The organism is Halomonas sp. (assembly GCF_033549285.1).
Classification (GTDB): domain Bacteria; phylum Pseudomonadota; class Gammaproteobacteria; order Pseudomonadales; family Halomonadaceae; genus Halomonas.
The window spans coordinates 1-7,926 of record NZ_JAWSUJ010000134.1; the positions used below are offsets into that span (position 1 = coordinate 1).

7 protein-coding genes are annotated in these 7,926 nt (G+C 63.5%); 5 read left to right on the forward strand and 2 right to left on the reverse strand.

Going from position 1 to position 7,926, the window contains the following annotated elements; genetic code table 11:
* The coding region (locus SCI24_RS19655) for a methyl-accepting chemotaxis protein (protein ID WP_318726988.1) at window positions 1–1,024 on the forward strand (1,024 nt) is incomplete at its 5' end.
* Between the two features lie 12 nt (window positions 1,025–1,036).
* Here SCI24_RS19655 and SCI24_RS19660 read toward each other — a convergent pair.
* Both SCI24_RS19660 and SCI24_RS19665 read right to left on the reverse strand, forming a co-directional pair.
* The gene (locus tag SCI24_RS19660) at window positions 1,037–2,365 is read right to left on the reverse strand and encodes a PAS domain S-box protein (protein ID WP_318726989.1); all 1,329 of its coding nucleotides are present in this window, start codon (window positions 2,363–2,365) and stop codon (window positions 1,037–1,039) included.
* A gap of 108 nt (window positions 2,366–2,473) precedes the next feature.
* On the reverse strand, window positions 2,474–2,824 hold the full coding sequence (locus SCI24_RS19665; RefSeq protein WP_318726990.1) for a hypothetical protein: 351 nt from the start codon (window positions 2,822–2,824) through the stop codon (window positions 2,474–2,476).
* 185 nt (window positions 2,825–3,009) lie between these two features.
* Between SCI24_RS19665 and fliD the strand changes: the two genes are divergently transcribed.
* From fliD to SCI24_RS19685, 4 genes are all read left to right on the forward strand, one after another.
* Window positions 3,010–4,377, forward strand: coding sequence for a flagellar filament capping protein FliD (gene fliD, locus SCI24_RS19670; protein ID WP_318726991.1), 1,368 nt, complete (start codon window positions 3,010–3,012; stop codon window positions 4,375–4,377).
* Between the two features lie 292 nt (window positions 4,378–4,669).
* Window positions 4,670–5,467: a flagellin gene (locus SCI24_RS19675; protein ID WP_318726992.1), complete on the forward strand. Its 798-nt coding sequence runs from the start codon at window positions 4,670–4,672 to the stop codon at window positions 5,465–5,467.
* Between the two features lie 98 nt (window positions 5,468–5,565).
* Entirely contained in the window at window positions 5,566–5,760 is a 195-nt protein-coding gene (locus SCI24_RS19680; RefSeq protein ID WP_318726993.1) for a hypothetical protein, read from the forward strand.
* Window positions 5,761–5,989: 229 nt separating this feature from the next.
* On the forward strand, window positions 5,990–7,309 hold the full coding sequence (locus SCI24_RS19685) for an IS1380 family transposase (RefSeq protein ID WP_318726994.1): 1,320 nt from the start codon (window positions 5,990–5,992) through the stop codon (window positions 7,307–7,309).
* The last annotated feature ends 617 nt before the right edge of the window (window positions 7,310–7,926 follow it).

Genomic DNA, 7,926 nt, shown 5'->3' on the forward strand with positions numbered 1-7,926 from the left:
GGCGGTGCTGCTGCTGGGGGCGCTGCTGCGCCTCGCCTTCCGGCGCCTGCTGGCCGCCCGCGACGCCATGGCCGACATCGCCAGCGGCCACGCCGATCTCACCCGCCGCCTACCCGAGTCGGGGCGCGACGAGGTGGCCCAGATCGCCGCCGCCTTCAACCGTTTCGTGTCGCGCATGGAGGGGGTGATGCGCACCATCCGCGACAGCAGCCAGCAGGTGCGCCTGGCCGCCGGCGAGATCACCCACGGCAACCAGGACCTCTCGCGGCGCACCGAGAGCGCCGCCGCCAGCCTGCAGGAGTCCTCCGCCTCCATCGAACAGATCAGCAGCACCGTGGGCCACACCGCCGACTCCGCCCGCGAGGCCAACGGCCTCTCCCAGTCCGCCGCCGAGGTGGCCGGCCGGAGCGGCGAGGAGATGCAGCAGGTGGTCGCCACCATGGAGGAGATCCGTGACGCCTCCGGGCAGATCGCCGCCATCGTCAAGGTGATGGACGGCATCGCCTTTCAGACCAACCTGCTGGCGCTCAACGCCTCGGTGGAGGCCGCCCGGGCCGGCGAGGCGGGCCGCGGCTTCGCGGTGGTGGCCGGCGAGGTGCGTCAGCTCGCCACCCGCAGCGCCGACGCCTCCCGCGAGATCCGTGCGCTGATCGACCGCTCCGAGGAGAAGGTGGCGGGCGGCACCGACCTGGTGCGCCAGACCGGCGACACCCTGCAGGCGCTGGTGGAGCGGGTGGCCCGCGTCGCCGAGGTGCTCGGCGAGATCAGCGCCGCCACCGGCGAGCAGAGCGACGGCATTGGTCAGGTCAACCTGGCGGTGGCCGACCTCGACCGCGTGACCCAGCAGAACGCCGCCCTGGTGGAGGAGTCCACCGTCGCCGCCGAGCAGCTCAAGGAGCAGGCCGACCTGCTGGCCGAGGCGGTGGGCAGCTTTACCATCGGTGAGGCGGAGGGCGGGGCTGGCCAGGCAGCGCCGCGAGTGAGTCGTGAGGCGAACCGGCCGTGGGTGGCAGAGCCCGCCTGAGCGGCGTGAGCCTTACTCCGCACCCTGCTCGGCGGTGAGCCGGTCCACCGAGGCGGTGACGTTGCGGGCGCCGAGCTGGATCTCGCTGACGATGTCTTCGATCTCGGTCACATAGCCCTGGATCTGCTCGCTCTTGGTCACCGCCGAGCGCATCTGCTCGCTGGCCTGGGCCACCATGGTGTCGTTGGTGTTGAGCAGGCCGCCGATCTGGCGCACTGCCTCGCCCGAGCGGTGGGCGAGCTGGCGGACCTCGCCGGCTACCACCGCGAAGCCACGGCCATGCTCGCCGGCATGGGCCGCCTCAATGGTGGCGTTGAGCGACAGCAGGTTGGTCTGCTCGGCGATGCGCGCGATCTCTTCGGTGATGCCGTTGATATGCTGGGCCTGCGCCACCAGCCGCTGGACAATCTCGCGGGCCTGGCCCATCTCCTCCACCGAGGCCACGCACTCCTGCACCACGTCGCCCAGGCGTGCCATGCCGTTGCTGGCGATCTGCTCGGTCTGGGTGGAGGTCTCCTGGGCCGAGAGCACCGCGGCGCGGGTCGCTTCGGCGGCCTGCACGTCGCGGGTCACGTCCGCGGCGAACTTCACCACGCTCACCACCCGACCGCCGGCATCCATCACCGGGTTGTAGGTGGCCTCCAGCCACAGCGGCTCGCCCGTGGCGGTGACTCGCTCGAACTTGCCGCGCCTGAACTCGCCCTGGGCCAGGCGCTCCCAGAAGTCCGGGTTGTCGCGGTAGAAGGCCTCGCGGCAGAACAGGCGATGGTGGCGGCCCTGAACCTCCGCCAGGGTGTAGCCGGTGGCGGCCAGGAAGTTGTCGTTAGCGGTCAGGATCTCGCCCTCCGGGGTGAACTCGATCACCGCCATGGAACGCCCCAGCGCCTCGACCATCGCCGCCTGGGACAGCATCGCCTTGTGCTTCTCGGTGATGTCGTTGGCGATCTTGACCACATGGGTGACGCGCCGGCCGGCGCGGTCGGTCACCGGCAGATAGGTCGCCTCGATCCAGACCTCCCGGCCCGCCTTGCCGATCCGCCGAAAGGTGCCGGCGCGATGCTCGCCCCGGGCCAGCGCCGCCCAGAACTCACGGTACGCCTCGCTCTGCGCCTCCTCCGGCGAACAGAACAGGCGGTGGTGCTGGCCCTTCACCTCGCCCTCCCGGTAGCCCACCGCCGCCAGGAACAGCGGGCTCGCCTCGGTGATAAGCCCCTCGGGCGTGAAGGTCACCGTCGCCGTGTGCCGGTGCAGGGCCACCTCGAGGGGACGGCGGCTTCGTTGCGTCGCGGAGCGTGACGCAGGTAGCGGCGAGGGGAGCAGGGAGATCAGAGAGCTAAGCATGGACGGCGACCCTTATAGCGTAATGTTCTTGTAAAGCATTGGGCCAAAGCTTAGCCCTGGCTGCCGTCTTGTACAAGAATTGTATCGCTATGGGGTGCGGTCTCAGTGTCAGCGCTTTAGCTCCTGGGCGCGGCGGTAGAGCTGGCGCACCCGGGCTACGGCAGTGGCCTCGTGCTCGTCCAGCGGCAGGGTATGGCGGCTCTCGCCGTCGCTGCCGCGGCGCTCCGCCTCCACCGCCTCGGCGTGGCGGCGCAGCAGGTGCTCCAGGTTCATGCGTATCATGGTGCGCTCCAGCTCGAACTCCGCCTTGAAGGTCTTGAGGCGTTCGCGCACCTCCGGGTCGGTGGTCATCATCAGGCGCGCGGTCAGGGTGTCGCTCACCGTGGTCTCGGTGGCCTTGAGCTTGGGCACCAGATCGTAGAGCAGCTCGTGGGCGGTGATGGTCTCGGTGCTGGGCAAGGTCGAGCTCCTTGGGGGGGGTGGCAGCAGGGTGAACAAAAACAGCAACTTGGCGCTTGTTGCGTGAAGTCAGGACTATCGGCGCGACGCGCCGCGACTTGAGCAAGCTCCACTCGGCCTAAAGTTCCCCGGAACGCCGCCGATATGCTTTACGATATCGCTTCAGTCGCTCAAAGGAGCCTCCCATGGCAAGCATCTCATCCCTCGGCGTCGGTTCAGGCCTCGACCTCAGCGGCCTGTTGGACCAGCTGCGCTCGGCCGAGCGCCAGAAACTGCAGCCCATCACCGCCCAGAAGACCGAGGAACAGGCCAAGATCTCCGCCTTTGGGCGTCTTCAGTCGGGTCTCGACAAGCTGCAGGAGGCTGTTGCCAAACTAAACGATGCCTCGCTATACAGCAGCCTTTCCACCCGTGTGGAGGGGGAGGGTATGACGGCCACGGCCAATGACCAGGCCAGCGCCGGGCGCTATGAGGTGGAGGTCACGCAGATTGCACGTGCCGGGAGTCTGGCGTCCCAGGGCGTGGCCAACAGCAGCGATCCGCTTGTGGGCGCGGGAGGCGACACCCTGACGCTGAGTTTCGAGGGCAAGGCCGATGTCGATATCGTCCTGGAAGAGGGCTGGTCCCTCGACCAGGTTCGTGATGCGATCAATGCCGATCCGGATGCTGGAGTGAGTGCTTCGATCATCAATGACGGCAGCGCGAATGGCTACCGGCTGGTACTCAACTCCACAGAGTCGGGTTTCGATGCCGGCATCAAGAACATGACCTTTGGCAATACCGCCTTGGCTGAAGACGCCACCACCCGCCAGTCCGGGCAAAACGCCTCCCTGGAGATTAACGGGATAGCCATTACCAGCGCTTCTAACACCGTGGAGGGTGCTATTCAGGGCATCACCCTCGAGCTGGACAGCGCCGCCGAGGGTAAGACGCTCGCCGTGGTGGTGGAGCAGGATGATGAATCGCTGAAGGAGGCCGTGCAGGGGTTCGTCTCCGCCTACAACGAGATGAAGTCGACCGTGGGGCGCATGACCAACGTGACCGGTGATGCCGAAACCGCCGGTGAGCTGGTGGGTGATCGCACCGTGCGCACTATCGAGTCACGGTTGAGTCGCAACCTCACGGAAAGCGTGGCCGGTGGTGCGCTGGAGATCATGTCCCAGGTAGGCATCCAGCTAAACGAGAGAGGTCGCCTGGAGCTTGACGAAGCCAAGCTGGACGCGGTGATTGCCGAGACCCCGCAGGCCTTGGCCGAGTTCTTCGCCGGTGCCGATGAGGCGGGTGGCATGGCGGGACGCCTGGACCAGACCCTGGGCCAGATCCTGGGCAACGATGGCATGATCCAGAACTCGGTGAACAGCGCCGAGACCCGTGTCAGCAGCCTGGATAACCGCTACGAGCGGATGGAGACCAGCATCGAGCGCACCGTGGAGCGTTACCGCAAGCAGTTCGGCCAGCTAGACGCCATGATGTCCCGGATGAATGCCACCAGCGCCTACCTGGGGCAGCAGCTTGATATGATCAGCTCGCAGATGTCACAGGGGCAGAAGTAACCCCTGCTACCCTACACCATCCCTCCAACGGGCCCGGCTTAGCCAGGCCCGTTGCGCTTTACGGCAAGGCTCCTTCGTCGCATCAGGTGTCAGTGAAGTCGCCATGATCTGTGCCAGGCCACGCAGGAGGGTGCCATGGCGGACTTTAAGCAAGATTTTTCCATCTGACCCTAAAGCTCGCCGTCAAGCTGCCGTTATAGAGAGTAACGGCCAACGGCGCCGTTGCGGCAGGCCCCGAAGCCAATGCGGGGGTTGCCAATGGAGCCCTCAACTGATTGGAAGGAACATCACCATGTCCGTGATCAATACCAACATCACCGCCTTGATTGGTCAGAACAACCTGAACAAGTCTCAGAATGCTCTGCAGACCGCCCAAGAGCGTCTCTCTTCCGGCCTGCGTATCAACAGTGCCAAGGATGATGCCGCCGGTCAGGCCATCGCCAACCGCATGACCTCTCAGATCAACGGGCTGGCCCAGGCACAGCGTAATGCCAATGATGGTATCTCCCTGGCTCAGACTGCTGAAGGCGCACTTAATGAGGTTAACAGTAACCTCCAGCGTGTCCGCGAACTGACTGTTCAGGCTCTCAATGGGACCAATAGCGCATCGGATCTTACCTCTATTCAGGCTGAGGTGGACGAGCGTTTGGCAGAGATTGGAAAGATCTCTACTGATACGGACTTCAACGGAACGAAAATTCTCTCTGCTGGAGCTACCTTCAGCTTCCAAGTTGGCTCTGAAGATGGGCAAACTCGTGATATCGTTATTAATGATCCGGCTGGATGGAACATTGGAACACACGATATTACCGGTGGCGTGGGGACCTTGGCAGATATTGATGCTGCTATTACTGCGGTAGATACTCAGCGTGGAACTCTGGGTGCCGCAATGAATCGTTTTGAGTCTGTTATTCAGAACCTTAGTACCACTGAAGTTAATATCTCTGCTGCCCGTTCGCGCATCGAAGACGCCGACTATGCCAAGGAAGTGTCTAACATGACTCGTGCCAATATCCTGCAGCAGGCCGGTACTTCCGTGCTGGCGCAGGCCAACCAGACTCCACAGTCCGTGCTGTCTCTGCTGGGCTAAGCCCCTGAGACAGATCCTTGGGGAAGGCTTTCTTCCCCCTCGGTGGATCAAAGAACCGGCTCCCATCGTGGGGCCGGTTTCTTGCTTCTGGAGGTCGCATGACGGTGGATGACCATCAGCAATTCATTGATGAGCTTCAAGCGGTCATCGACGATACCCAGCACACCCTTGAGCGCTTCGAGGCCACCGGCATGGAGACCGAGATGCTGGAGGATTATGACACGCTATTGGTCATTCTCGATGACGCCGTGAATCAGCAGCGGGCGCATACGCTGGCGATGCTGGACGCTTGATCCTCTCCCTGAGCCTTCGACCATCGTCGCCTTCCACAAGGCGCAATTCGCTTTATTCCGTGTATCCGAATGTGTAAAATTGTATCCGGTTCAAAGGGAGCTTGAACTCGCCGCCTGGCCTTTCCACGGCCACCTCTTCTAGCCCGGATATTTCACCGGACATGAAAAAGGCGGCTGAAAATCGGTTATGATTCAAGCTCCTACACCAGAACCAACCGCCTCAGCCGCCATGACAAAATGTACCACGCCGTCCGCCTCCTTTCCACGCTGCAAAGGCCGTCAGGTCATCGCCCGTTTCGATGGCGGTGATGTCTCTTCCGACGGTGGTATCCTGCTGCTGAGGCAGCTCGATCGCGAGATGGGCCTGACCCGTGCTGTCGCTCGCCGGCTCAGCGACGAGCGCGACGCTCAGCGCTGCCTGCATCGCACCGAAACCCTGGTCCGGCAGCGGGTGTTCGGCCTGGCGCTGGGCTATGAGGATCTCAATGACCACCAGGCCCTGCGTCACGACATCGCCCTGCAGACCGCCGTCGATACCGATGGCGTGCTGGCCAGTCAGTCCACCTTGTGCCGCTTCGAGCAGCAAGCCGACCGGGACTGGGCGATCACCATCCACGAGGAGATGATCGAGCAGTTCATCCGCTCGTTCCGGCGGCCACCCAAGAAGCCGCTCTACCTCGACTTCGATGCCACCGACGATCGGGTGCATGGCCAGCAGCTCGGGCGGCACTTCAACGGCTACTACAACCACTACATCTTCCTGCCGCTGTTCGTGTTCTGTGGCGACCAGCTGCTGGTCAGCTACTTGCGTCCGGCCTCGCTGGATGCCGCTCACCACGCCGGTGCCATCCTCTCCCTGTTGGTCCGGCGGCTGCGCCAGGAGTGGCCAGAGGTGAAGATCGTCTTCCGAGGCGACAGCGGCTTCTGCCGTCCGCTGATCCTTAATTGGTGCGACCGTCACGGCGTCGATTACATCATCGGCCTCGCCGGCAACAAGCGCTTGGCCAAGCTGGCTCTGGACATCGACTACACGTCGGCCATCCGCTTCGAGAAGAGCTGGGAGAAAGAGCGTGTCTTCGGCTTCATCGAGTACGCTGCCAAGAGCTGGAAAGAGCGTCGACGAAAGGTCATCGTCAAGTCCGAGACCAGCCGGCGTGGCTTCAACACCCGCTATGTGGTCACCAGCCTGCGCGGCTGCAGCGCCGAGTGGCTCTATGACCACCGCTACTGCGCCCGGGGCGAGATGGAGAACCGTATCAAGGAGCAGCAGTTCCTGTTCTCCGACCGCACCAGCTGCCACGAATGGTGGCCCAACCAGTACCGACTGCTGCTGTCGGGGTTGGCCTACCTGCTGCTGGAGCGACTACGCCGGATCTACCTCAAGCGCACCGCCTTCGCCCAGGCACAGGTCAACACCCTCCGCCTGAAGCTGCTGAAGATCGGCACCGTCATCACCCGCAACACGCGCACGATCCGGTTGATGTTGAACAGCCAGTACCCGGAGCAGGACCTCTTCCTGAAGCTGGCCAGCAAACTGGTGCCGGGATAGCGCCACGGCGTGCTGTCCCCGGCACAGAAAAGACATGGGGGTTGGGGGCAGTGCGTCCTGAGCGCAGAAAATTGATCAAGAAATAGCCAATCTCAAGCTCGGAGTGCCATCGTCCTCACCGAGCCTGAGATCTGGGAGCGTCTGGCCGGCCCGGTGCAATATTCAGGCGTGCGCCAGGCAAAGCCTGGTCGCTGGGGAATCCACACAGGGAGGCGTGGCCTAAACAGCGAAATGAAACCCAGTGGGTGTAAGTCCCACCCGGCCAAGGGTAGCCACCAGCCGGTAGCGAGTCTTGCGCAGCGTCGGGCAACCGCCGTTGTGAAGCGTAGACAGTGAGTGAGCAGGCCGTGTGATTGAGCACCGAAATGTTGGAATCGTGGCTGCCGACATTCTGCCTGACGTGGAAGGCAACACCGACCCGCTGAAATGGCTTAGCGGAAAGGAGCCACCGGTGTCAGAGAGCAGGGCATGTTCATACAAGGGTTTCCCAGGAACCTGGGAGGCCCGTCCTTCTCCCCCGAAGGGCAAGGGTACAGGCATGGAGCTGCCTGCAGCGAAAGCTCCCGGTCCGGTGCTGTCGTGCCTGACGGTACCGGAAGCGAACCACAGGCACTCAG